This is a genomic window from Akkermansia massiliensis, assembly GCF_023516715.1.
GTDB lineage: Bacteria > Verrucomicrobiota > Verrucomicrobiia > Verrucomicrobiales > Akkermansiaceae > Akkermansia > Akkermansia massiliensis.
On sequence record NZ_JAMGSI010000002.1, the window covers coordinates 1,129,586 to 1,152,156 of the forward strand.

The window sequence follows — 22,571 nt, forward strand, 5'->3', positions numbered from 1 at the left end:
TCTAGGTGTTAAGTTGTTTTCTAACAATTTTTCACTGTCCCAGTCAAGCGTTAGAAATTCTAAGTTTTGATTGTTATTGTGAATAATGCAGATTTTGTAATAATGGGACAATTGAATACCGAGAAATGTACAAAAATAATTTTATGATGCACAAACTAGTTATCGGTATGACAGAGTTTATCAATCTGGAATGATAATGGACGCCGGATCGAAGTTGGGAGTGGGGAACGTGAGCTGGAGATGGCGCAGTTTTTCCACCATCAGGCGGGCGACGACGAGGTTCCTGTACCATTTCCGGTCTGCCGGAATGATGTACCAGGGAGCATCCGGAGTGGACGTTTTTTCAATGAGATCCTGATAGGCCGTCTGGAATTCGTCCCAGCGGTTCCGGTCATCCAGGTCGTCCATGCAGAACTTCCAAAGTTTGTCCGGATCCTGGAGCCTGGATTCCAGCCGTCTTTTCTGTTCCGCCTTGGAAATATTCAGGAACAGCTTGATGATGACGGTGCCTTCTTCCGCAAGCATGGATTCAAAATCCAGAACGTGCTTGTAACGTCGCTTCCAGACGGGGTCCGGGAAGATTTTTTTCACGCGGACGGCGATGATGTCCTCGTAATGGGAACGGTTGAAGATGGCGATCTGCCCCTTGGCGGGCACTTCCTTGTGCACGCGCCACAGGAAGTCGTGGTCCAGTTCTTCAATAGTGGGTTTTTTAAAGGGAACCACGTGCAGCCCCTGCGGGTCCACCCGGGAAAAGACGTGCTTGACGCATCCGTCCTTGCCGCCTGCGTCCATGGCCTGCAGAATGACGAGAACCCTGTGCTTGTGCTGGGCGAAGAGTTTTTTCTGCAGTTCCTGCAGTTCTTCCCTCAGCTTGTCGAATTCAACCAGGGATTCTTCCTTGGTTCCGGAGAAGAGAGATTTGTCATCCGGAGAGTAATCCTTTAAACGCAGTTTTTTGCCCGGAGGCACCAGGTAACGGTTCATTGTATGCGAAGTTAACGTTGAAGAAGCGGGAGAGGAGGTGGAAGAGGTTTTCATGGCGGCGGGTTTGGCCGGAAAATCCGGCCCGAAGAATTGCTGAAGGGCGTCCTTGATGACTTTCCTTTTGAATTTGGGGAACATCTCCAGCTTGAGGTCCTGGAGGGGTATCCATTTCGTTTTTGAGAATTCAGGGCTGCGGTGCAGGTCCGTCTTGGGGCGCCTGGCCTTGCAGCGCACCAGGAAGTAGGTTTGCTCCTGGCCTATCCAGCGCGTGACTTTGCGGTTGCCGGAGGGGTATTTGTACCGCAGGCCGGGGAGGCGACTGACAATGGTGTATTCCGTGGGACGCAGGCCCACTTCCTCCCATACCTCCCGCGCGAGCGCCCGTTCAATGCTTTCATTTTTAATGACGCCTCCCTGCGGGAAGTGCCAGTACGGGTTGCGGCCGTTGTCCTTGCCCAGCAGCACGTAGCCGTCGGCGTCCATGATGACGGCTGCTGCGTTGAGTCTCCAGTTTTTGGCTGTAGATGGAGTGTCCATGACGGGAGGGGGCGGCTTAACTGGCGGTTTGAGCCGGCGTTTCCGGCTTTCCGGTTTCTGGAGCGGCATTTTCCGGTTCATCCTGCCAGATGAAGTGTTCCAGCTGGATGCGGCGCGCGTAGGCCGCCGCTTCCCTGGCTCTGGGACCGGAGGTCTGCGCCAGTTTTTTAGCCAGCGCCAGGGCGCCGTCCCAGTCCTGGAGCTGGCCCAGCAGGCGGATGGAGGCGAAACCGGCATTGTAGAACCAGTGCCAGTCCCGGCGCTTGTTGGCGGAACTGCCGCTGGGCGTATGGGCCAGGATGGAGGCGTAGTCATCCAGCGCCTTTTTCTGGTCGTTCATCCGTTCGTAGAATTGGGCCCGCTGGGTGAGGGCCTTGAATTTCCAGGCCAGGCCCAGGTTGGGGGTGTCCAGAATTTCCGTGCACAGGTTGATGGCCTTGCGGAGGGTGTCCGAATGGGTGTCTTCCTTCGTCACCCAGGCGTCCGCCTGGATGGAGAGGGCCAGCAGGCGCATGTAGCGCGGAAGGGGGGAGGAAAGCAGGTTTTCCAGAGCGGCGATGCATTGGTCCGCTTCTCCCATGCGCAGCAGGACGGAGGCTTCTTCTATCCTGGCGGGCTGCGCAAAGGGGGTGTCCCCCGCGCCCAGGGTTTTGAAGATGTTCAGGGCGGCTTTCAGCGTATTGCCGGTGTTGCTTTGCTGGGCGGCTTTTCCGGCCAGGAAGAGGGCCGCCGCCTGGAGGGGGCTGCCAGGGTATTTGGAGGGGAAGGGCTGGAGGACAAGCTGCGCTTCATGGAAATCCCCGTTCTTGTACAGGAGTTCCCCCAGCTTGAGATAGAGCATGTCCGCCTGTTTGCCTTCCGAATCCAGGGCGATGGCCTGGCGGCAGGCTTGGATGGCGCTGGGCCATTCCTGCCGGCTTTCCGCCTCCAGGATGTTCAGCCGCGCAAGCTGCATGGTCTGTTCCGGAGTCAGCTGTTCTTTTTCCAGCGGCGGAAGAATGGCCTGCACGGTTTCAAGGTCCGGCGGGTTGAGGTTCAGGGCCACTTCCGCCTGGTCCAGCCGGGCCTGGGTTTTCAGGGCCGGGTCTGTCGCCAGTGCCACGAAGGACGCCAGCAGTTCGGGAGCCTGGGGGTTCATTCTTTTGGCGGCGTAATGGGCCTGTTCAAAGAGGATGTGTTCCCGGAGCTGGGCAGAGCCGGCGGCTTCCTTGACCAGGGCGGCGGCTCCAGCGGCGTCATTGGCGTTCAGCGCAGCCAGATTTTCATTGAACAGGGCGCTTTCCGCCGTTTTTTCAGAGGCGCGCCGGGCTGCTTCCCGGAAGAGGCTCTGCGCCAGAGGGTAGTCTCCCTTGCGGAAGGCCAGGGCTCCCTGCTGGAAGACGAGGCCGGGGGACGTTCCGGGATATTTGGAGATAAGGCGTTCCGCGTCTTCCACGCGGTTTTTGTCCAGCAGAGTGGTGATGGTATTCAGGGAAAGGGTCTGGACGGGAAGGCTCTGAGGATATTTGGAGAGGCCGTCCTCCGCCATTTTGACAGCTCCCGCCAGGTCGTCCTTTGCCAGAAGCAGGCTTCCCATGGCATACATGGCTGCCGGCTGGCGGCCCGCATCCCTGGCATTCACCCAGCCGGTGAGTTTTTCCAGCGCCTGGGGATTGGTGCGGAAGATGTCCTCCTCCAGCAGGATGTTGAAGGCGTCCATCAGCAGGGAGGATTCCGATTTGCCGCCAATGAACGCCAGCAGGCGTTCTTCCGCCGTTCCGGCAGTGTGTGGGGCTTCCTCTTCCTGAGGCTGGGCGCGCGTTTCCTCTTCCGCCTGTTCCGGGTTGTTTTTCTCCCGGACGATTTCCGCCCTGGCGAGGGCCAGACGGCCCAGATCCCGGATTTTCCCCGGATAGGCCTTGTTGTCCATGACGGCGGCGAAGATTTTTATGGCCTGGTCCAGGTTCCCCTGTTTGTCGGCCAGTTTGCCTTCCACGAGTTCGGCATAAGAGCGCATGGGCAGGTCCCTGGCCGTGCCGTCGTCCATTCCCGTCTTGAATTGTTCAAGAATGGCGGCGGCCTCCGCATAGCGCCCCAGGTTCACCAGAACGTCCGCCAGAAGGACGTGCGCGGTCCGGGAGATGGCGGTGGATTCCGCCTGCCCCAGCCTGGTGAGGGCATCCAGTAAAAGCTGCCGGTCCTGAAGCTGGCGCGCGAGCTGGGCTTTCAGCTGGAAGCCGTAGAGGGAGAGCGGGTCCGTTTCAGGAATGGAGGAGAGTTTTTCCAGGGCCCTGGTAAAGGAGCCTTTGTTAAAGAGGCCCGCCGCCATCCAGTATGATTTCATGGAGGAGTCCGGAAGTTGTTCCCAGGCAGTCAGCCCTTCTTCCGTTTTTCTGGCGCGGATCAGGGCTTCCGCCAGGAAGGGGCGGATGATGGCTTTCTGGGATTCCGGAAGATTTTTGGAGTTCAGGCATTCCTGAAAATGCTTGCTGGCTTCCAGGGGCAGGCGGTCTTCCAGGGCTTTCAGACCCTGCTGGTATTTTTTATTTTTCAGGAGGGCCTGCCTGTCCTGCGAGAGGGGAGCCTCCGGAGGAGGTGTTGCCGCGGCTGCAGGGGGAGTGCCCCCCATGGTGAGCAGAAAAGCCGCGCAGGACGTAAGAACGGCAAGGGAAAAACGGGGACTGAAGAAGGTGTGCATCATCGTAGGATTATGATTCAGGCCCCATGAAGATGAGCCGGATGTAGCGTTTGCCGGAGGCGGTCAGCTTCGGATCTTTGCTGGAGCCGGAAACGCGGTTGCAGGTCCTGTACAGTTGGGAGAAGGGATGGGGAACAGCCCGGATGACGGAGGGTTCCGTGCAGGGTTGGTCGGAGGGAGTCACGGAAACGGGAACTCCCGTTCCCGTAAAGCTGATTTCCCAGGACTTGGGATTGGCCGGTCCCGGTTTCAGCAGGAAGGGGTAGCGTTTGACAAGATTGGGCAGGCTTCCGGTAGATGGAGCGCGTACGACGTACTGAACGGGCAGGGAGGAGATATGGCGGGAGAGGGAGAATTCCGCGCCGTCCTTGCACTGCATGAGGGCGGGGGCCGGGTCAAAACCGGCCAGATTCAGGCCGTTGTAGGCGCCATGGCGGTTGGGGGTACCCAGTTTCAGGCTGGAATACCAGTTTTCAAAGTCGTCCTGGAGCTTGAGGCAAAGTTCCAGATGCACATGGGCGCGTGTTTTGTTCAGGCCCACTCCGGAGTAGCCCAGTTTTCCGATGACGTTTCCGGTGCCTACCCGGTCCCCCTCCTTGCAGGAGACGGAAGCCAGATGGGCGTACAGGCTGTAAAGCGGGCCGTCCGCCAATTGGTGTTCGATGACCACATAGCGGCCGTAGTTGCTGTGGGTGGGGTTGGCGGAAGCGTGGACCACGGTGCCTCCGGCTACGGGATGCACGTCGTCCAGCGGAATGCCGGAGGCGTCGCGCCTGAGCGGCTTGATATCGATTCCTTCATGGAATTTGACGGCTACGGGGCCTGCCTGGGTTCTGACGAGGGTCCGGGTAAAGCCGTAGGCTCCCGCCTCCCAGGGCTGGGATTTCTTCCCTTCAAAGTTCCGGTCCACGTACATGTAGAAGTCCTGCGGACGGTTGTCCAGCAAGGCCGTGTTTTCCGTGGGGAAGCGCACGACAATATCCGCCATCAGGAATGGCATGCTCCAGAAGAACAAGAGGATGCCGATCAGGGAAGGGAAGAACTTGCCGTGCATGCTCATACAAGGGGTGCTGGATCAGATCCGCCCCCGGCGGGTGCTGACCACGGTGCGGTCCTTATGTTCTTCGGGCTCCTTGGCTTCCTTCTTTTCCTGGGTGGGGTCCTTGATGGGAAGAAGGGGCTTGGTGACGGCGGCCAGCTTGTTGATGGGCTCTTCCCTCTTGGGGTCCGCCGGAGGAATGAATTCCGCCATGGCGGCAAGGTCCGCCGGGGAGAAGCCGCCCATGACGGCCAGTTTGCCGGAGGTAACGGGTTTGTTGTAAAGGCGCAGAGGCTGCATGGCATGACCGTTGACGACCGGCAGTATCTGCTTGCCGAGGTTGGCGGCGGTTACTCCTTCTACCCGGCTGTCCAGGCCTTTTCTGACATTGACCACAATGCCGTAGGTATTGTCCTCTGCCGGGAAGGAGTAGTAGGATTCAATGTCCTTCTGGGAAATGAAGGGAGCCTTGCTGTAGTAATGCCCGTCCCGCTCAAAGGCGAATTTTTTGCTGTCCGTCGCTCCCGTCTCCATGTGGAAGCTGACGGGATACTTGTCCGGGCCGCAGGAGCAGAGCATGAGGGAGCCAAGGAAGAACAGGAGCATTTTCATAATGTCCATGATAAAAGATTTAGTTCTCCCGGGGCAAACCAATAAACAGGCATGGAGTAATTTTATGCCGCCGTTACGGCAGGAGGGAGAGCGTTTTTTGAACAATCAGGTCTACTGGCATCAGTTTTCCCGCTCCTTCCGCTCCGCAGGCCAGCACGCCGGATTCACAGGGCCCCAGAATGCAGTGGCCCTTTCTTTGTTTCAGGACGGCCGCATTTTGCTGCGTGGCCGTGTGTTCCCACATGTGGACGTTCATGGCCGGACAGATGAGCACCGGGGCCTGGCAGGCCAGATAGAGGGAGCTGAGCATGTCCGGGGCGAAGCCGTGGGCGAAGTTGGCCATGGTGTTGGCCGTGGCGGGGGCCACGAGCAGAAGGTCCGCCCGCTGGGCCAGTTGGATGTGCGGGGGAACCCAGTCCGCCTTTTCATCCTCAAAGGAGGAGAAGACGGGATTGCGGGAGATCGTGTGCAGGGTGAGGGCTGTAACGAATTCCAGGGCCTTGGCCGTGCAGACGCAGTGCACCTCATGCCCGCTTTTGACGAGGGCGGAAGCGATGTCCGCCGCCTTGTACGCGGCAATGGAGCCGGTGATGCCCAGAATGATGCAGGCCATGGGTGGGGAGGGGTCAGGCTTTGGAGGCTTTTTTGCCTTCGTCAATGAGTTTCCAGAAGTGTTTGGACTGGCTCAGGATTTCATCTTCCCCTGCGGTCGGGGAGATGTTGGTGCGGAACAGAAAGTCGTTCAGGCTGTTGGCGTGCAGAACGCGGTGGACGACCACTTTGCCTTCAATGACTTCAAAGTAGATGCGGTAGTCCCTGGCTACGTAGCGGTAAAGAATTTTGCCATCCTTTTCCATCTTGCCGAAGCGGGCGTCATCAAGGGTTTGGAGGGTGGATTCAGAGACCTGGAAGTCCCCGAGCAGGTCCAGTTGTTCCAGGGTGGGGATGCTGGATACTTCCGCAGCGCTGATTTTATTGAAGACGATTTGAAGCACGCCCTTTTTTAAGTGCGCCGGCGGGTTAGTTCAAGCCTGAAACAAGGCACGGGCCGATTTTGAGAAGGACCGTTCCGAACCCCGGCATTCCCTTGGGAGCCGGGGTTCCGGATTAACGGGAGTCCTGCGTGGGGATGATGCCCCTGCTTTTTACCACCTGGGTGCCGCGAATGACTTCAACGGTCAGAGGCTTTTCCCCCGTGAGGTAATAGGTGGCATCCAGCATGTCCCCGTAGTTGTTAATGGTCGTGCCGTTGATGCTGATGAGGATGTCTCCTGTCTGGATGCCTCCCCGCGCGAGAGGGCCTCCGTTAATGAGGCCTTCAATGACGGGAGTGGAGGCGTTGATATCCAGCAGGCATCCCAGGCGCACCCTCTTGGCTTCCGGATGGGCTGCCAGGAAGGAGATGGCCTGGGCGGGCAGCAGGTGGCAGGTTCCCTTGCGGGAAACTCCCAGCACGATGCCGACCAGACGGTTTTCAGCGTCATAGCACGGCTGGCCGATGGGCGGCGCAGCCAGTTTGGGGAATTGGGCGCGGACAAGACGCAGCGGGAAGCTGGTGTCTCCTATGGAGTGCTCCATGCCCACGTAAATTCCCAGGGTGGTTTCATTCCGGCTGCTGGCAAAGGCCAGCTTGTCGCCGCGCTTGAGAAGGCCGGAGGGCGTCACAACCGCCTGCCCGTCGTGTATGCGGGCAGCGTCCACCTTGAAAATCGTCAGGCCCGTGAGCTTTTCCTGGGCCCATACCTGAAGGGGAGGGGTGTCCTTGTCCCCAAGGTAGTAGGTCACACCGCCGTTTTTAAAGACCCGGTAGGGAATCAGGGAGGCGAGCATGTCTTTTCCGACCTGCGCCGCCATGGCCGTGTACGGCTCTCCTTCCGCCTGGTGGGGAATGGCTTCTACCTTAAAAGGGGCAGGCACGGCCGCCGCTTGATAAATCAAGCCTGCAACGGCTATGCCCGCCAATATCGGAGCCAGGTTCATCATGGATTGTTACATCTCGATGAGAACTCGGGATACCGGTTTTTTATCGGTATTGGAATCAGTTTTCAGCTGATTGTCGTTGGCCGATGTTTCATATGAAGGCGCTCCCGTGGTGAATTCGGGTTTTTCCGCAGGGGCGACTTCGGTTGAGGGTTGTTCAATAGTTTCCTTACTTACGGGAACCGCTTTTTCCTTCAGGAGAATCTCTTCCTTATCCTTGGTGGAGGATGCGTAAGAGTCGGAAGGATCATCCATGTTCCCGGATGCGATAATAACGCCTACCGCAGCCAATGTCACGATGGACATGGAAGCATAGACCCACTGCCAGCCACGAAAGTTCTGCAGATAGTTGTCCAGGCGTTCGAGTAACAATTTCCAAGCAGAGTGGGTAGCCGGATCGGTTTCCTTTCTAAGATGAAAATTGCGGAGGAAATCTTCTTCAAAGTTGTCATGGTAACAAGCTTCCTTACGGAAAGATGCCAGCATGGCAACCAGAGTTTCCTCGTTATGTTCTGTGGATTGTTTATCCATCGTCGTTGATGTTAAGTGTAATAAAGGTTAGGGTGTTTTAGTCCCGAATCTGGGACTATGCGTTTGACAGGGCGGAGGGAACCGATGTTCAATATTTTTTCCACCGTTAACTCAGATATTCCGCCAGCAGGCCTTGCAGCTCCTTGTGGGCATAATGCAGACGTGATCTGAGCGTTCCTTCAGAGATGCCCAGAAGGGCGGATATTTCCGTGTGGTTGAGTCCTTTTACATCATGAAGCACAACGACTTCTCTGTGCTTGGTGGATAGTTTTTTCAATGCTTCATTAATCTTGAGCTGAAGTTCGTTCAGATGGGTGCGTCGTTCAGGGTCCGCTCCGTCCGTTTCGTCAGCCATGTTCATGTCCTTTTCCGTATGGTCGCCGTACTCGTCGTCGTCCAGGCTGTAGGTCATCCTGCGGTTGCGTTTTTTCAGGAAGTTTCTGGCATGGTTGACGGCAATGGAGTGCAGCCATGTATAAAAGGCGCTTTGTCCGTTGAAGTAGCGCAAGGCCCGGTAGGCTTTGGAGAACGCTTCCTGGGCGATGTCATAGGCATCGTCGTAGTTGTCCGTCATCTGGTACAGGGTGGCATGGAGCTTGCGGCTGTGGCGAATGACAAGTTCGTCAAAAGCTCGCGAATCTCCCTCCCGCGCCCTGGCGACCAGTTCAGTGTCTTCCAAGGTCGTATATGCAATGGGTCCCGACATATTAGCAGCAGAATACCCAAAAATAGGGACCCGCTACAAGGGCAAATCGTATGCACGCCCCCCTTTACCCTCAAACCAGCGCATGTATGCCACATTAACTGTGGTATATCCGCCCGGAGTCGGGTAGTCTCCGGTGAAATACCAGTCGCCGCAGGGGCCTTCTATGGATTCGTGCAGGTTTTCGATGGTCTGGAAGATGACTTCCACGGGGCACGGGGCGTCGTGCGGAGTGACCAGGCGGGTGATTTCACGGGAGATTTCAGCGTCCGTCAAGCCTTCGTAAATGGCCTTGACGCAGTTGCGCCGTTCTTCCCTGGGCTTGGTCAGTTCCTCCTTGCATGCCTTGTATACTTCTTCCAGCAACCGGGCCTGCCCGTGCTGCTTGATCAGGGAGACTGCCGCCTGGAAGGCGATGAAGTTCCCCAGTTCGGACATGTCAATGCCGTAGCAGTCCGGATACCGGATTTGCGGAGCGGTGGAGGCGACGACGATTTTCCGCGGATTGGTGCGGCCCAGGATGCGGAGGATGGACCTTCTCAGCGTGGTGCCGCGGACGATGGAGTCGTCAATGGCGACGAGCACGTCTTCCGGTCCCACGGCCCCGTAGGTGAGGTCATATACGTGGGAGACAAGCTGCGCGCGGCTCTTTTCCTGCGTGATGAAGGTGCGCATCTTGATGTCCTTGTGGGCGATTTTTTCACCGCGCGGCCACCGTTTCAGGATGGCGCTGTCCAGCATGTTTTCATCCAGGGTCCCGTTTCTCAGGGCTTCCAGTAGCTGGGCGTGCACGCGCTTGCGGCGGTAGACGCGCAGGCCTTCCAGCAGGCCGTAGTAGGCGGTTTCCGCCGTGTTGGGAATGTAGGTGATGGCAGATTTGTCAAAGCGGTCTTCCAGGGAGTCCACGATCTGCGGGGTCAGCGCCGCGCCCAGGGCCTTGCGTTCCCGGTACACGATGGGGTCGTTCCCGCGGGAGAAGTATATCTTTTCAAAGGAACACGGCGTGGGTTTCAGGGGCGTGGTGAATTCCGTGATGACGTGCGTGCCGTCCGCCTTGATGGAAAGCATGTTGGCCGGCGGCAGTTCCTGCACCTGTTCGCTTTCCACTTCAAAGACGGTCATCAGCGGGACGCGTTCAGAGGCCACGGCAATGAATTCATCCGTAATCAGGTAGTGGCAGGGGCGGATGCCGTGCGGGTCCCGCAGGCAGAAGTAGTCCCCGTTGCCGATGGCGCCCATGATGGCGTAGCCGCCGTCCCACTGCCTGGCTGAGTTGTGAATGATTTCCTGGATGTTGAGCCGGGAGGAGATGGCATGGGGGATTTCCGGGCCGGGCATGCCGCTGTCCCGCAGGGCGCGGTAAAGGTCCGTATGGGCTTCATCCAGATGGTAGCCGATTTCTTCAAGGACGGTCTGCGTGTCCGTGCCGAAGACGGGATGCTGGCCGCGCTCAATCATGCGCTGGTTCAGTTCCGGCGTGTTGGTCATGTTGAAGTTGCCCAGCACCATCAGGGTGCGCGTCGGCCAGTTGGTGCGGCGCAGGTAGGGATGGCAGGAGCCTTCGTCAAAGAGGCCGGAGGTGCCGTAGCGGAGGTGCCCCATCAGGATTTCCCCGCCGTAGTCAAAGTTGTTTTTAATGTCTTCAGCGTCTTTCAGGTTGACCTGACCGCGGCGGACTTTTTTGTTAAGCTTCTTGATTTGCCCGTTGAAGATGGTGGTGAGGGCGTCCTTGCTGGCGTCCCGGGTGCGGAACAGGTAGGGCTGGCCGAGGGGCATGTTCAGTTTCACGCAGCCGATGCCCGCGCCATCCTGGCCGCGGTTGTACTGCTTTTCCATCAGGATGAGCAGCTTGTTGAACGCCCAGAGGGTGGAGCCGTATTTATCCTGAAAATAAGAGAGAGGCTTAAGCAGACGAATGGCGGCTACGCCGCACTCGTGTTTAAGAAAATCGCTCATGGGATTGTGATGAAAAGATTGTCCTGTAAGTGTGGTGTATCCGCTGCAAGGAGATGGTGCCTTCTCTATTCGCCCTGTACCTTGACATGAATGCCGCGGCCTTCTCTCAACGTGCCGATGACGGTGCCGCCGGGGCCTGCCTTCAGCGCGGCTTCCACGTCCTCCGGCTTCACGATGGCTACCCAGCCGATGCCCATGTTAAAGGTGTTGAAGCGGTCCTGCGGGTCCACATGCTTCAGGATTTTCTGGGCTGCGGTGTTGTCCCAGCAGGGAATGGTGAGGTCCGCGCCGTAGTCGCCCAGGAAGCGTTCCAGGTTTTCCGGAAGGCCGCCCCCCGTGATGTGGGCGTATGCCTTCGGGATGACGTTGAAGCGGCGCATGTCCGCCACCACGTCATGGTACAGGCGGGTGGGCTGTAGCAGGGAACGGAGTTCCTCTTCATCAACCACGTCCGGGTTTTCCTCCAGAATGCGGCGGATAAGGCTCCAGCCGTTGGCATGGAAGCTGTCGGATTTGTAGCCGATGAATACGTCTCCGGGGCGAACGGTCTTGGGGTCGATCAGCTTGCTTTTTTCACAGCATCCGATGCAGAAGCCGGAGAGTTCCACGATGGATTCCGGAACCACGCCGGGCATTTCCGCCGTTTCTCCGCCGGCCAGGATGCAGTTGCAGGATTCCAGATAGTCGCACATGCCGGCCACCAGGCGGGTGATGCGGGTACGTTCCTGTTCCAGATTGGAGATGCCCAGGTAGTCCAGGAAAAGAAGAGGGTCTCCGCCCGTGGTAAGGATGTCGTTGACGTTCATGGCCACCAGGTCCTTGCCGGCGGTTTCCACCATGTCCAGTTCGAAAAGGATTTCCGTCTTGGTGCCTACGCCGTCGCATCCGGTGACGATGACCGGTTCCTTGTAGGAGCTCAGGTCATAGGCGGCGGCAAAAAGACCGAAGGCCTGGTGCAGGGATCTCTGCTTTTGCGTTCTTTTAACGTGAGAGCTGATGTCGGATACGAAAGCGGCTGCTTCTTTGGTATCGACCCCCGATTGCTTGTAGGTTAGTTTGCCGGACATTGAACGGATGGACTGGGTGTGCCAGCATCCTAAAGGAAGGCTCCTGCCGCGGCGAGTGAAAAAAGAAGTATTTTTGCCATAGGCCGCGCAGGAGGAAGCCTTTTTATTCCACTTCTATCTTGCAGTCGCGCCAGAGCCACCAGGCATCCAGCGAGAATTTGCCCGGTCCCGTGTAGAAGAGGGTCAGGTAAATCAGCAGATAGATGGCGGCGAGCTCCTGTGCGCCCCAGCCGGAGAGGCCCAGGACGAGGAAGAGAGCCACGCACATGTTGATGATCAGGAGAAGGGAGGCCAGGCGGGTGAAGAGCCCCAGGAAGATGAGGATGGAACATCCGAATTCCGCGCCTACGCACAGCAGCAGGGACAGGAAGTTGCCGATTCCCAGCGGGTCCTGGAAAGCCGCCCAGTTTCCGCTGATGAGCATTCCCAGCTTGGGGATGCCGTGCACAAGCATCATCGCGCCTACGCCCAGGCGCAGCAATAGGACGCCGAAGTCCATGCTGGTGTTGGTGGAGAAAGAGCCCAGCAGGCAGCACGCGGATGATTTGCATTTATTCTGTTCCATGCACTGTAGACCGTTCGTGCGGCAGAAATGCTCAAATAAAATAGGATGAAATGAAATATCCGGAACCAGGAGGAAGCGGCCTGCTGCGCGGACGTTCCGTTTGAGGAGAAGCCGGGCACTTTCCGCAGTTTCCGGCCTGCCGGCAGACACTGCCGCGCGCGGGTGGAGAAGGAGATAATGTTTCTTATTGAAGAGGCTGGCAGACAGCCTCTTCAATAGGTTTTTCAAGGGGTGTTCAATGCTTTTTTGCGGGAATCAGGCGGAAGGCGGAGGGGGATTTGGCGGATTTGATTTCCAGGGGCTTGGTCGGGTCCTTTTGAGTTTCCGCGCCTATGGTGATGATAAGCCTGTCTTTGGGGTGGATGACGGTAGCGTTTTCAAAGACGAGCGTATTGGAGCCGTCCGTCAGCTTCCAGCCGTCCAGCAGGATGCCGGAGTCTCCGGAATTGTTGATAATCACGTTGCCGATGCCAGGTTCCAGCTTGGGGGCGGGCTGCTTGAGCTTCATGCTTTTTGCCAGCTTGGCGAAGGTGATTTCAGCAATGCGCCGCGCGCCCGGCTCCGTGGGGTGCAGGCCGTCCACATACCATTCCGGATGATCGGAAAGGGGGTGCAGCGCGTCAAAAAGGCCGACCTTGTGCTTGCGCGCCACGGTGGCGATCAGTTTTTCCGCTTCCGGACGGTTGGCCGCGGAGCCGTTGTCCGAGCCTGCGTATTTGCGCACATCCGGGTAGCAGTTGCCGGGGAACGCCTTTTTGTTGAGCGGGCCGCGGTAGTCCGGACCCAGCAGGCCCCAGGCGAAGAATCTGGCCTTGGGATTGGCGGATTTCCAGGCATTGAACAGGTCGTCATAACCCTTGGCGAACAGCTTGGGGTCCCACCAGCGGCCCGTATCGTTGATGCCCAGGTTGCAGATGTAAACGTCCGCCTTGAATTCCAGGGATTGCTTGTGTTCCTTGGTGCTGCCGTACCAGCGGCCCACTTGGCCCGGATAGTCGCCCGCCGTTTTTCCGGGGTTGCCGAATCCCCGGACGTCAAAGTCCGGGCCCATCAGCGTGCCGAGCACCTGCGGATACCGGGCATCTCCGGGTTGGAGGCCGGAGCCGAAGGTGATGCTGTCCCCCACGCAGGCTACTTTGGTGGGGACGGCCTGTGCCGCGGTGCCCAGGGAAAGGGCCGCGGCCAGGGAAGCGAAGAGAAGATGAAGGTTCATGGTATGGTGGAGTGAGAAGGGTTATTTTTTAGGAGTGGGCGCATCCGTGCGGAAGGGGCGGGCGGGGAGCTGGTCGCCGTTGACCAGGTTGGGGGTCACGAAGCGGTTCCAGCAGTACCGTGCGTGTTTGGGGGATTTGACCTCCGGGGAGGTGAGGCGGATGACAGCGGTGCTGCCTTTCCTGTTCGTGATTTCCGCCGTGGCGGGATGGTAAGCGCCGTCCGCCCCGGCAATTTCAAACTGGGCCGGTTCCTTGCCGTCCGTCGTGGTCAGGTCTTTGGCGTGTTCCAGTTGGATCAGAAGGGCGCTGCCGGAGGGTTTGAAGGCTTTGAAGGAGGGGCCTTCACAGGGAACCTTTTTGCCGTAAACCTTGTTGAGTGCCGTGTTCCCCGCGCGTTCTCCCACGGGACGCTTGAAGGGGGGGTGGACATCGGCGTTGGTGGAACCCAGGTCAATGGTGTTGACGCTGTAGACCTGCGGGACGGTTTTGGCTACCGTGTCCTGCATTTCCCGGAATTCCGGCCAGCCGGCACGGATTTTTGACGGATCGTTGATGCGGGGGAGCTGAATCATGACGAAGGGCATTTCCGGATTGCGGAAGGCTTTTCTCCAGGAGGAGATCATGGTTTTCAGCAGCATGCCGTTCTGTTCGTTGTCAATGATTTCAGCGTCGGATTCGCCCTGGTACCAGATGACGCCCGTGATGGGGAGGGCTGTCATCCACGCGATGCCGGATTCATAAAGGAACGCCGGTTTGTAGGGATGGTCCGGAGACCCCTGGTCCAGACGCGGGGAGATGTTTTTTCTGGCGCGTCCCCTTACCCAGTCGGAGATGAGGGGTGAGTCCAGCCAGTGGTTGCCGCGCAGGGTGCGGAAGCTGCTGTTGGCATTGATGACCTGCCGGGGAATCCACGCCGCTATTTCCGAGCCGCCCAGGGAGGAATGGATGATGCCTACCGGAATGCCGAGCCCTTCACGGAGTTTTTTGCCGAAGTAGTAGCCGACGGCCGCCATCGGGCCCGAGGCGGCGGGGGAACTGACGGCCCACTGCCCCTTATAGAATTTGTCCGTAGTGACGGCGTCAAAATCCTTGTCGGAATAGGGGGCGTTGTTCGTGTGGGCCTGTGGGACGTTGTTGAACAAGCGGAGCTGCTCGTCCGCGGAGGCGGCTATGTCTTCCTTGGCCGTGGAGGTCTGGTTCAGGCGGAACAGCATGTTGGACTGCCCGGAGGCCAGCCACACTTCTCCCACCAGCACGTCGTCCAGCTTGGAAGAGTCTCCGTTCTGGGTGGCCGTCAGCGTTTGTCCCTCTGCGCTGGGTTTCATGGGGGGCAGGGTGACGCTCCATTTTCCCTTGGAATCCGCCTTTGTTTTCAGGGAGGAGCTTCCGAAGGTGACGGTCACTTCCTTGTTGGGATCAGCCGTGCCGGAGACGGGCACGTTTTTCCCGTGGGGAAGGACCATGTGGGAACCGAATACCCGGTCGAATTGGGGAGCGGCCGCCCAAGCCGCATTCAGGGCGATGGCGGCAGCCAGGATGCATGGAGTATGGAGATGCATGATTTAACAGGTTATTTGAGAAGGAGTTCGTCCCGTGTGAGGCCGGTCAGCCGTCCGAGCCGTTTGATCAGGCGCGTCATGATGAAGACGAGGGCGACCAGGATGGGCACCCCGATGATCAGGAAGCCCCACCAGGTGATGCTGCCGATGGCCACGTTGTAGGCCACCTGCTGTTCCGCCTCAGGCTGGCGCATGACGGAGGACATGAAGGAGAGGCTCAGGAAGAAGTTGCCGATGGAGGAGGCAACCAGCGTGCCCGCCAGAATCCAGGACGAGTTTGCCAGCAGGCGCTGGTAGGTCTGTTCCTCGCCGTTGGCGGCCACCGCCTGTTCTATCCTGCGCACGTCAAACAGCTTCGGCGTGTAAATGAACATGTTGAGAAGGGGGGAGCCGGTGGAGCGGGAGACGACGACCGCCGCCGCCAGGATGAGGGGAATCAGGGCCTCCTTTCCGGCAAACAGCCAGGGAGTGGCGCTGTGGATGCGCCCCTCCGGCCCGATGACGAAGATGCTGATGACGCCCGTCAGCAGCACGCCGGCCATGCCTACGCCGGACATCAGGTCAAATTTCCTGGTGACGACCAGGGAACGGATTCCATAGACCAGGGGAAGGGAAAGGGCGAAAACGAGCGCCCATACCGGGCCGATGTGCCAGAAGCTTTCCCCCGCCGGACGTTCCAGGGGATTGGCGGGGCCCGCGCTGCAGTAGTCCAGAATCAATACCGGGAGCAGGATGTTGATGAAAATTCCCAGCAGGGAGGAACGTGAGTTGTTTTGCGTTTTATCCATGAATTCGGAGGCAGGTACTTGTATCATACGCAGATGCGTCCCCGCAAGTTGCAACCCCGTGTGTGAATGTAAAGACCAGAAGCGGGGGGAGGCGGTTTTTTCCTCCGCAGGCGGCCCCGCGGAAATCGTGGCATCTAACGGCATCTTCCGTTCTTTTGGCTGGACACAGGTGTGAATAATGTTCAGCTTCTCCCGTGACTCTGACAGATCATTTTTCCCCCATGACTCAAACATCTTCTTTTTCGACGCTTGGCATTTCGCCGGAGATTCTGGAAGCCATTGAAGTGCTCGGCTTCGATACTCCTTCCGCCATTCAGGAGCAGGCGATTCCCGCTGCGATCGGAGGGTCCGATATCGTGGGGCTGTCCCATACGGGTTCCGGAAAGACGCTTGCCTTTGCCATTCCGGCCCTGGAGTGCATTGATCCCGAGGAGCGGAATGTCCAGGTGCTGGCCCTTTGCCCCACGCGGGAACTGGCCGTCCAGATTTGCCGGGAGGTGGACAAGCTGGCCCTGTTCATGGACGGCGTTTCCGCCGTTCCCATTTATGGCGGTTCCTCCTTCCGCCCGCAATTGGACGCCCTGCGGCGCGGGGTCCAGTTCGTGGTGGGAACGCCCGGCCGCGTCATGGACCTGATGGAGTCCGGTGCGCTGAAGCTGGACAATCTCCGCATGCTGATTCTGGATGAAGCGGACGAGATGCTGGACATGGGCTTTCTGGAAGATATTGAACGTATTGCGGAGTTCATGCCGGAAACGAAGCAGACCCTGTTTTTCTCCGCCACCATGTCTCCGGAAATCAACCGGCTGGTGAACCGGTTCATGAAGGACCCCGTCCAGATCACCATTGAGCGGCCCACGCTGACGGTGCCCACCATTGAACAGTCTTATTATGAGGTGGTATTTTCTTCCCGGATTGAGGTGCTCAGCCGCTTGCTGGACACGGGGAAGATCAAGATGGGCCTGGTTTTTGCCAATACCAAGAAAGTGGTGGACGACATCGTGGACGGCCTGACGGCCCGGGGTTATCCCGTGGACCGTCTCCACGGGGACATGCCCCAGATCATGCGGGAGCGCGTGATGGATTCCTTCCGCAAGGGGAGCCTGCGTCTGCTGGTGGCTACGGATATTGCCGCCCGCGGCCTGGATGTGGACGATGTGGATGCCGTGGTGAATTTTGAACTGCCGCGTGATCCGGAGGATTACGTGCACCGCATCGGCCGCACGGCGCGCGCCGGGCGCAAGGGGAAGGCCATCACTTTTATGGGGCGCCGTGATTTTTCCCTGATGAGCCGCATTGAACGCTTCATCGGCGTCAAGCTGACTCCGGAACCCGTGCTGACCGCCGTTCAGGTGGACCAGCTCCGGACGGAATCCCTGGTGGATGATATTCTGGAACGCCTCAAGCCGGATGCCGTTCTGCCGGAGGAATTGAAGGAAGTGGAAGCCGCTCCGGAAGCCATGGCCGCCGCCCTGTTTGATTTGCTCCGGGAGCGCACGCACCGGGAAGTACAGCCCATTCCGGAGGACAAGCCCGCCCGCAGGACGCGCCATGTATCCCAGCCCGGAGAAGAGGCGGAGAGCCCGCAAAAGGGAGATTCCTGGCAGCACAAGGGGGATACGGTCACGCTGTTCATGAACGGCGGCAAGATGATCGGCCTGCGGCCCAAGGACATCGCCGGATTGTTTTACAATACGGTGGAAATGGAGAAGGGCGCCGTGGGCGATATCCGGATTTTCCCCAAGCATTCCCTGATTGAGGTGGACGCTTCCGTAGCTCCCCAGCTCCTGGACGCCCTGGCTACGGCCACCGTCTGCGGGTATGAGGTCAACGTCCGCGAGGACAAGGGCACGCCGGAATATTCCGACGGGCCGCGTCCACCCCGCCGCAGCGGAGGTTTCCGCGGCGGCTACCGCGGAGACCGGGACCGGAGCGACCGCGGCGGATTCAGGGGAAACCGCGGAGGCTTCCGCAGTGACCGTGGTGAACGCTGGGGCGACCGCCCCCGCAGGGACGACAGGAAGAAGCGGTTCTGACGCTTCCGCGGTTCCGGACACGTTACTTGCGTCCTTCCGGAAACGGTTTTTTCCACGGGAGCGGCTGCTTTACTGGAGTTTCAGTTCCATGGGCACGGGGTCCGGATTCAGGAGGATGCCTTTCCGGTAGGCGGTCCCCGCCTCCTCGGCGCCGTTTTTGTACTGCTTCCACAGCCTATGCAGCGTATCCCGGTTGCCTGGGATGCGCAGGAAATCGGTGTGGGCCTTGTTGGCGTGTTTGCTCCATGGAGCCATGCCCCTGGCGGATTTCAGCATTTCCAGTCCGGCAGACAGTTCCTTTTTTTAAATGGCGCCCTGCCATGCAGATTTGGAAGATCTGCCGTTCCGGCACGCCGTATGCCTCCGGATTCCAGGCGCCCCCCCTGTAAACGATGAACAGGTCCTTATTCTCTTTTTCGGCTTGTGCGGCGGCTTTTTCCAGGTCAGCCATTCACACGTCCAGCCCGCAGAGCGTACCGGAGGGAAGCAGAAGGGCGGATGCAATCAATAGAGTATGGGGCAGTTTCATAGTTTTTTCACTATAGGCCTGATACAGCAATCATCAATTCCCTTTCCGTTTAATTATCTTGAGAGATGGGAGAATTCATGTAAGATCGCGCTCTGTTTTAACGTTTCCCCTAGAGTCTATTTTCATCTGAATCATGAAGCTGGTATCTTTCCTATCCGTTCTTCTGACTGCCCTGGTTCCGTGCATGAGCGCTTCCGGGCAGGCTGCGAAGCCCGCCGCCCGGGCCGTCAAGAATTCAAAACCCAATGTTATTTTTATTCTGGTAGACGATATGGGCTGGGGCGATCTGGATTCCAACTGGAGCCAGCAGAAGCTGAACGGGCGGACGGTGGACAGGAAGAACGAGTTCAAGACCCCGGCTTTGTCCGCGCTGGCCCGGGAGGGAATTCAACTGCGCCGGCATTATTCCGCCGCTCCGGTCTGCGCTCCGGCGCGCGCCTCCCTGCTGCTGGGGGTGCACCAGGGGAATTCCCGCGTGGTGAGGAACAACCGCTTTGACCATCCCATTGAAGATTCCCATACGCTGGGCACCGTGATGCGTGACGCCGGTTATGATACCGCCGCCATCGGCAAGTGGGGCGTGGGCGGCGGCGGCGAAAGCCATGGTCCGGTGACGGGCGGTCCCCACCAGCGCGGCTTCAATTATTTTTACGGCATCCTGGACCATCTGGCCGGGCATTTCCATTATCCTTCCGAGTCCCGCGACATTTTCGAGTACAACGGTTACGCCTCCAATCCCGAATGGAAGAATATCAAGGACAAGGTTCCCCAGACCGCCTATTCCACGGATTTGTTTGCCGCCCGCGCCAAGCAATGGATTGTGGACCAGCGCAAGTCCGCCCGCAAGACCGGCAAGCCGTTTTTCCTGTACCTGGCTTTTCCGGCCCCTCACGGCAACCTGGTGGTTCCCGGAACGCCCTATCCTTCCGGCGGCGGTTTGAAAGGCGGCCTGCAGTGGGTGAAGAAGAACGGCACGGAATCCGTAAATACGGCTTTTGACGCCAAGGCGGAAAAAGACAAGGACACGTACATTTATCCGGACAATGCCCGCTTCCCGAATGAGGTGGCCAAACGGCATTCCACGATGATCCGCCGCGTGGATGATGCCGTGGCGGATTTGATTCATCTGCTGAAGGATTTGAAGATCGACAACGATACGATGATTGTCTTTACCTCCGACAATGGCCCCCACAATGAAGGCGGCGCCGACCCCAAGCACAGGCATGGGGCGCAGAATCCGCAGTTTTTCAAGAGTTACGGCATGATGGACGGCATCAAGCGCGACTGCTGGGAAGGCGGAATGCGCGTTCCCACGCTGGTACGCTGGCCCGCCCGCATTCCCAAGGGCCAGATCAGCCTCCAGCCCGGACAGTTCCATGACTGGCTGGCTACGCTGGCGGATGCCGCCGGAGTGCCGGTTCCCGCCCGCAGCGACGGCGTTTCCCTGCTGCCGACGCTGACAGGCCATGCGGACCAGCAGAAGCCCGGCATTATTTATTCCGAATATAACGTCGGCGGCAAGACGCCCGGCTACAAGGATTTCCTGGGCGAACACAAGGGAGCGGAACGGGGCCAGCAGCAGATCGTCTTTGTGGACGGCCTGAAAGGCCTGCGCATGGGGGTGAAGGACGCGGACAAGGATTTCATGATTTTCGATACCCTGAATGATCCGCAGGAAAGCAAGGACCTTGCTTCCTCCAAGCCGGAGCTTCAGGCCCGCATGAAGGCCGCTGCCCTGTCCAATCGGCGTGCCTCCCTTCCTTCCAAGACGGTGTTTGATACGGCGCTGGTCCCGGCAGTGGAGACAAAAGGGGCTGCCTCCCCCGGCTTGAAGTGGTCCCTCTATGAAGGAGAGTTCCCCTGGGTTCCGGATTTCCGCCAGCTCAAGAAGCAGGCTGCCGCGCATGGCGTGGCCCCGTCTCCGTCCGTCAAGATGAACGGGCCCCGGAAGCGCGGGGTGGAATTGACGGGGTACGTGAAGGTGCCCGCTGACGGGGAGTATACTTTTTATCTGTCCACGGATGCGAATAAGGGAAGCAAGGCTTTTGTCCGCCTGCACGGCATGGAATTGATTGATGCGGACAAGACTTACGAACCGGGCTCCGAAGTTTCCTCCGATTTGGGCGACCGGAAGAATCCCGTTTATTTAAAGGCCGGGTTGCATCCCATCCGCATCGGCTATGTGGGCAATGCCGGTCCCGCCTCCAAGCTGGTCTTGAAGTGGCAAGGCCCCGGCTTGTCCAAGCAGGAGATTCCCGCGTCCGCGTTCAGCCATGACGGCGGGGCCGAATAAGAACCTCCGATGAGCGACCTTTACGAGTACCAGGCGATTGACGGTTCCTCCAAGGGACCCGTCTCTCTGGTGCTTCTGATTCAGGCTCGCAACCATGGGCGGCTGTCCAACCGTACCCTGGTGAGGAAGCTTCCCGACGGGGGCTGGCAGCCGCTGTCTTCCTTCATTCCCTCCATGACCGTCATGGATGCCGATATGGAGGAATCAGCCATGCCGGAGCTCGAAACCGGGGGAGAGCCCGCCATTCCCGCCTGGACGCGGAAGAAGTATTGGACGCGCATCATTAAGGGATGGTGCAGTTTTGAAGGACGCGCCGGAAAACAGGAGATGCGCGAGGTTTATTCCACCATGGGCATCGCGTGGCTGGTCGTGGCAGGGGTTCCGTCCATCATGAAAAGCGGTTTTTTTTCCGTGTCCCCCCTGTTGGAGCTGCTTTTTCCCCTGGCTTACGTGGTGCTTCCCGTGTTGTTTCTCCCCCTGGCGGCTACGATGGTGCGGCGCCTGCATGATGTGGGGAAAAGCGGCCTTTTCCTGATATGGCTGGCCGTGCCCGTAGTGGGCTGGCTGCTGTTGATGTATTTGTGTTATGGGGAGAGCCTGCCGGGAGAGAACAAGTACGGTGATCCGCCCTGGAGTTGAAGAATGAAGCCGGAAGCTGGACGCATTGAAGGAGAACAGGCCGGGATGGAACGTCCGGTTAAGGGAATTTCTGCATGATTGCAGCATTGAAAATGAACAGTTTTTTTGTTATACTGGTTGTGCTGGTTCAAAGCGCTGCCCATGGCTTCTCCCAGATGGAATTCACCATTGGCCTTTTTGATGGCGGCAGGAACAGAGTGGTTCCGGTAACCGTTTATCAGCCGGAGAAGGAAAGCTCCGAGACAAAGGTAATCATTTTCAATCATGGCTATGACGGAAACAGGAACGTCAAATCCAGCCAGGCATATTCCTATTTGAACCGTTTTCTTGCAGGAAAGGGGTATTATGTAATCAGCATACAGCATGAATTGCCCCAGGATCCGCTTCTGGCAATGGAAGGGAATTTGATGGAGGCCCGCATGCCGAATTGGGAAAGGGGAGTGGAAAATATCCTGTTTGCCATTCAGGAGTTCAGGAAGCTGAAACCGGGATTGGATTGGGGAAAGCTTATTCTCATAGGGCACTCAAACGGAGGGGACATGGTCATGCTTTTTGCGGCCAGGCATCCCCTTTTGGTCGATAAGGCCATTTCCCTGGATCACCGCAGGATGAAGATGCCGAGAATCCGGAAACCGCGGCTGTATACCTTGAGGGGATGTGATTATGAGGCGGACGAGGGAGTGCTGCCCGGTATAAAGGAGCAGGAGGAGTTTCATATGAGGGTGGTGAAGCTGGAGGGAGTTACGCATAGCGGCATGGGAGGGGGCGGAACGGAGAAACAGCACGAGCTGGTCAATCGGTTTGTACTTGAGTTTATCAAGTGAGGTCCGGGTTGCCCGTTGGTGGCGCGATGCCCAGG

General features: G+C 58.3%; 20 protein-coding genes. 4 read left to right on the plus strand and 16 right to left on the minus strand.

Annotated elements, in window-relative coordinates:
- Window positions 1–180: 180 nt before the first annotated feature.
- From M8N44_RS12410 to M8N44_RS12480, 15 genes are all read right to left on the minus strand, one after another.
- Entirely contained in the window at window positions 181–1,524 is a 1,344-nt protein-coding gene (locus M8N44_RS12410; RefSeq protein WP_180971043.1) for a PPK2 family polyphosphate kinase, read from the minus strand.
- A gap of 16 nt (window positions 1,525–1,540) precedes the next feature.
- Entirely contained in the window at window positions 1,541–4,204 is a 2,664-nt protein-coding gene (locus tag M8N44_RS12415) for a tetratricopeptide repeat protein (protein ID WP_146021155.1), read from the minus strand.
- A gap of 7 nt (window positions 4,205–4,211) precedes the next feature.
- Window positions 4,212–5,261 (minus strand): M23 family metallopeptidase, encoded by a 1,050-nt coding sequence (locus tag M8N44_RS12420; protein ID WP_022396480.1) that lies wholly within the window; start codon window positions 5,259–5,261, stop codon window positions 4,212–4,214.
- Window positions 5,262–5,276: 15 nt separating this feature from the next.
- Window positions 5,277–5,861, minus strand: coding sequence for a hypothetical protein (locus tag M8N44_RS12425; protein ID WP_022396481.1), 585 nt, complete (start codon window positions 5,859–5,861; stop codon window positions 5,277–5,279).
- Window positions 5,862–5,925: 64 nt separating this feature from the next.
- The gene (locus M8N44_RS12430) at window positions 5,926–6,465 is read right to left on the minus strand and encodes a flavoprotein (protein ID WP_022396482.1); all 540 of its coding nucleotides are present in this window, start codon (window positions 6,463–6,465) and stop codon (window positions 5,926–5,928) included.
- A 13-nt stretch (window positions 6,466–6,478) separates the two neighbouring features.
- Window positions 6,479–6,847, minus strand: a complete 369-nt coding sequence (locus M8N44_RS12435; protein WP_022396483.1) for a hypothetical protein — start codon at window positions 6,845–6,847, stop codon at window positions 6,479–6,481.
- A 112-nt stretch (window positions 6,848–6,959) separates the two neighbouring features.
- Window positions 6,960–7,769, minus strand: a complete 810-nt coding sequence (locus M8N44_RS14080; protein ID WP_146019197.1) for a PDZ domain-containing protein — start codon at window positions 7,767–7,769, stop codon at window positions 6,960–6,962.
- Window positions 7,770–7,841: 72 nt separating this feature from the next.
- Window positions 7,842–8,363: a hypothetical protein gene (locus M8N44_RS12445; protein ID WP_102722652.1), complete on the minus strand. Its 522-nt coding sequence runs from the start codon at window positions 8,361–8,363 to the stop codon at window positions 7,842–7,844.
- A 106-nt stretch (window positions 8,364–8,469) separates the two neighbouring features.
- Window positions 8,470–9,042: an RNA polymerase sigma factor gene (locus M8N44_RS12450; protein ID WP_179218865.1), complete on the minus strand. Its 573-nt coding sequence runs from the start codon at window positions 9,040–9,042 to the stop codon at window positions 8,470–8,472.
- Window positions 9,043–9,102: 60 nt separating this feature from the next.
- The gene (locus M8N44_RS12455) at window positions 9,103–11,022 is read right to left on the minus strand and encodes an amidophosphoribosyltransferase (RefSeq protein WP_022396487.1); all 1,920 of its coding nucleotides are present in this window, start codon (window positions 11,020–11,022) and stop codon (window positions 9,103–9,105) included.
- Window positions 11,023–11,087: 65 nt separating this feature from the next.
- Complete coding sequence (purM, locus tag M8N44_RS12460; RefSeq protein WP_022396488.1) at window positions 11,088–12,089, minus strand: phosphoribosylformylglycinamidine cyclo-ligase; 1,002 nt, start codon at window positions 12,087–12,089, stop codon at window positions 11,088–11,090.
- 103 nt (window positions 12,090–12,192) lie between these two features.
- On the minus strand, window positions 12,193–12,654 hold the full coding sequence (locus M8N44_RS12465; RefSeq protein ID WP_022396489.1) for a DoxX family protein: 462 nt from the start codon (window positions 12,652–12,654) through the stop codon (window positions 12,193–12,195).
- Window positions 12,655–12,889: 235 nt separating this feature from the next.
- Window positions 12,890–13,867, minus strand: coding sequence for a GDSL-type esterase/lipase family protein (locus tag M8N44_RS12470; RefSeq protein ID WP_102728725.1), 978 nt, complete (start codon window positions 13,865–13,867; stop codon window positions 12,890–12,892).
- A gap of 21 nt (window positions 13,868–13,888) precedes the next feature.
- Entirely contained in the window at window positions 13,889–15,427 is a 1,539-nt protein-coding gene (locus M8N44_RS12475) for a sialate O-acetylesterase (RefSeq protein ID WP_022396491.1), read from the minus strand.
- Between the two features lie 11 nt (window positions 15,428–15,438).
- Window positions 15,439–16,242, minus strand: a complete 804-nt coding sequence (locus M8N44_RS12480; RefSeq protein WP_102749486.1) for a VC0807 family protein — start codon at window positions 16,240–16,242, stop codon at window positions 15,439–15,441.
- Window positions 16,243–16,436: 194 nt separating this feature from the next.
- Between M8N44_RS12480 and M8N44_RS12485 the strand changes: the two genes are divergently transcribed.
- The gene (locus tag M8N44_RS12485; RefSeq protein WP_102722656.1) at window positions 16,437–18,251 is read left to right on the plus strand and encodes a DEAD/DEAH box helicase; all 1,815 of its coding nucleotides are present in this window, start codon (window positions 16,437–16,439) and stop codon (window positions 18,249–18,251) included.
- Between the two features lie 69 nt (window positions 18,252–18,320).
- Here the strand turns inward: M8N44_RS12485 and M8N44_RS12490 are convergent, their stop codons facing one another.
- Window positions 18,321–18,527 carry a hypothetical protein gene (locus tag M8N44_RS12490; protein WP_102722657.1) on the minus strand — a complete coding sequence of 69 codons (207 nt, stop codon included), beginning with the start codon at window positions 18,525–18,527 and terminating at the stop codon, window positions 18,321–18,323.
- 386 nt (window positions 18,528–18,913) lie between these two features.
- On the opposite strand from M8N44_RS12490, the gene M8N44_RS12495 reads away from it, so the two are divergent.
- From M8N44_RS12495 to M8N44_RS12505, 3 genes are all read left to right on the plus strand, one after another.
- Window positions 18,914–21,073: a sulfatase-like hydrolase/transferase gene (locus tag M8N44_RS12495; protein WP_102728722.1), complete on the plus strand. Its 2,160-nt coding sequence runs from the start codon at window positions 18,914–18,916 to the stop codon at window positions 21,071–21,073.
- Between the two features lie 9 nt (window positions 21,074–21,082).
- Window positions 21,083–21,712, plus strand: coding sequence for a DUF805 domain-containing protein (locus M8N44_RS12500; protein ID WP_102728721.1), 630 nt, complete (start codon window positions 21,083–21,085; stop codon window positions 21,710–21,712).
- Window positions 21,713–21,804: 92 nt separating this feature from the next.
- Entirely contained in the window at window positions 21,805–22,536 is a 732-nt protein-coding gene (locus M8N44_RS12505) for an alpha/beta hydrolase (protein ID WP_102728720.1), read from the plus strand.
- Window positions 22,537–22,571: the final 35 nt, after the last annotated feature.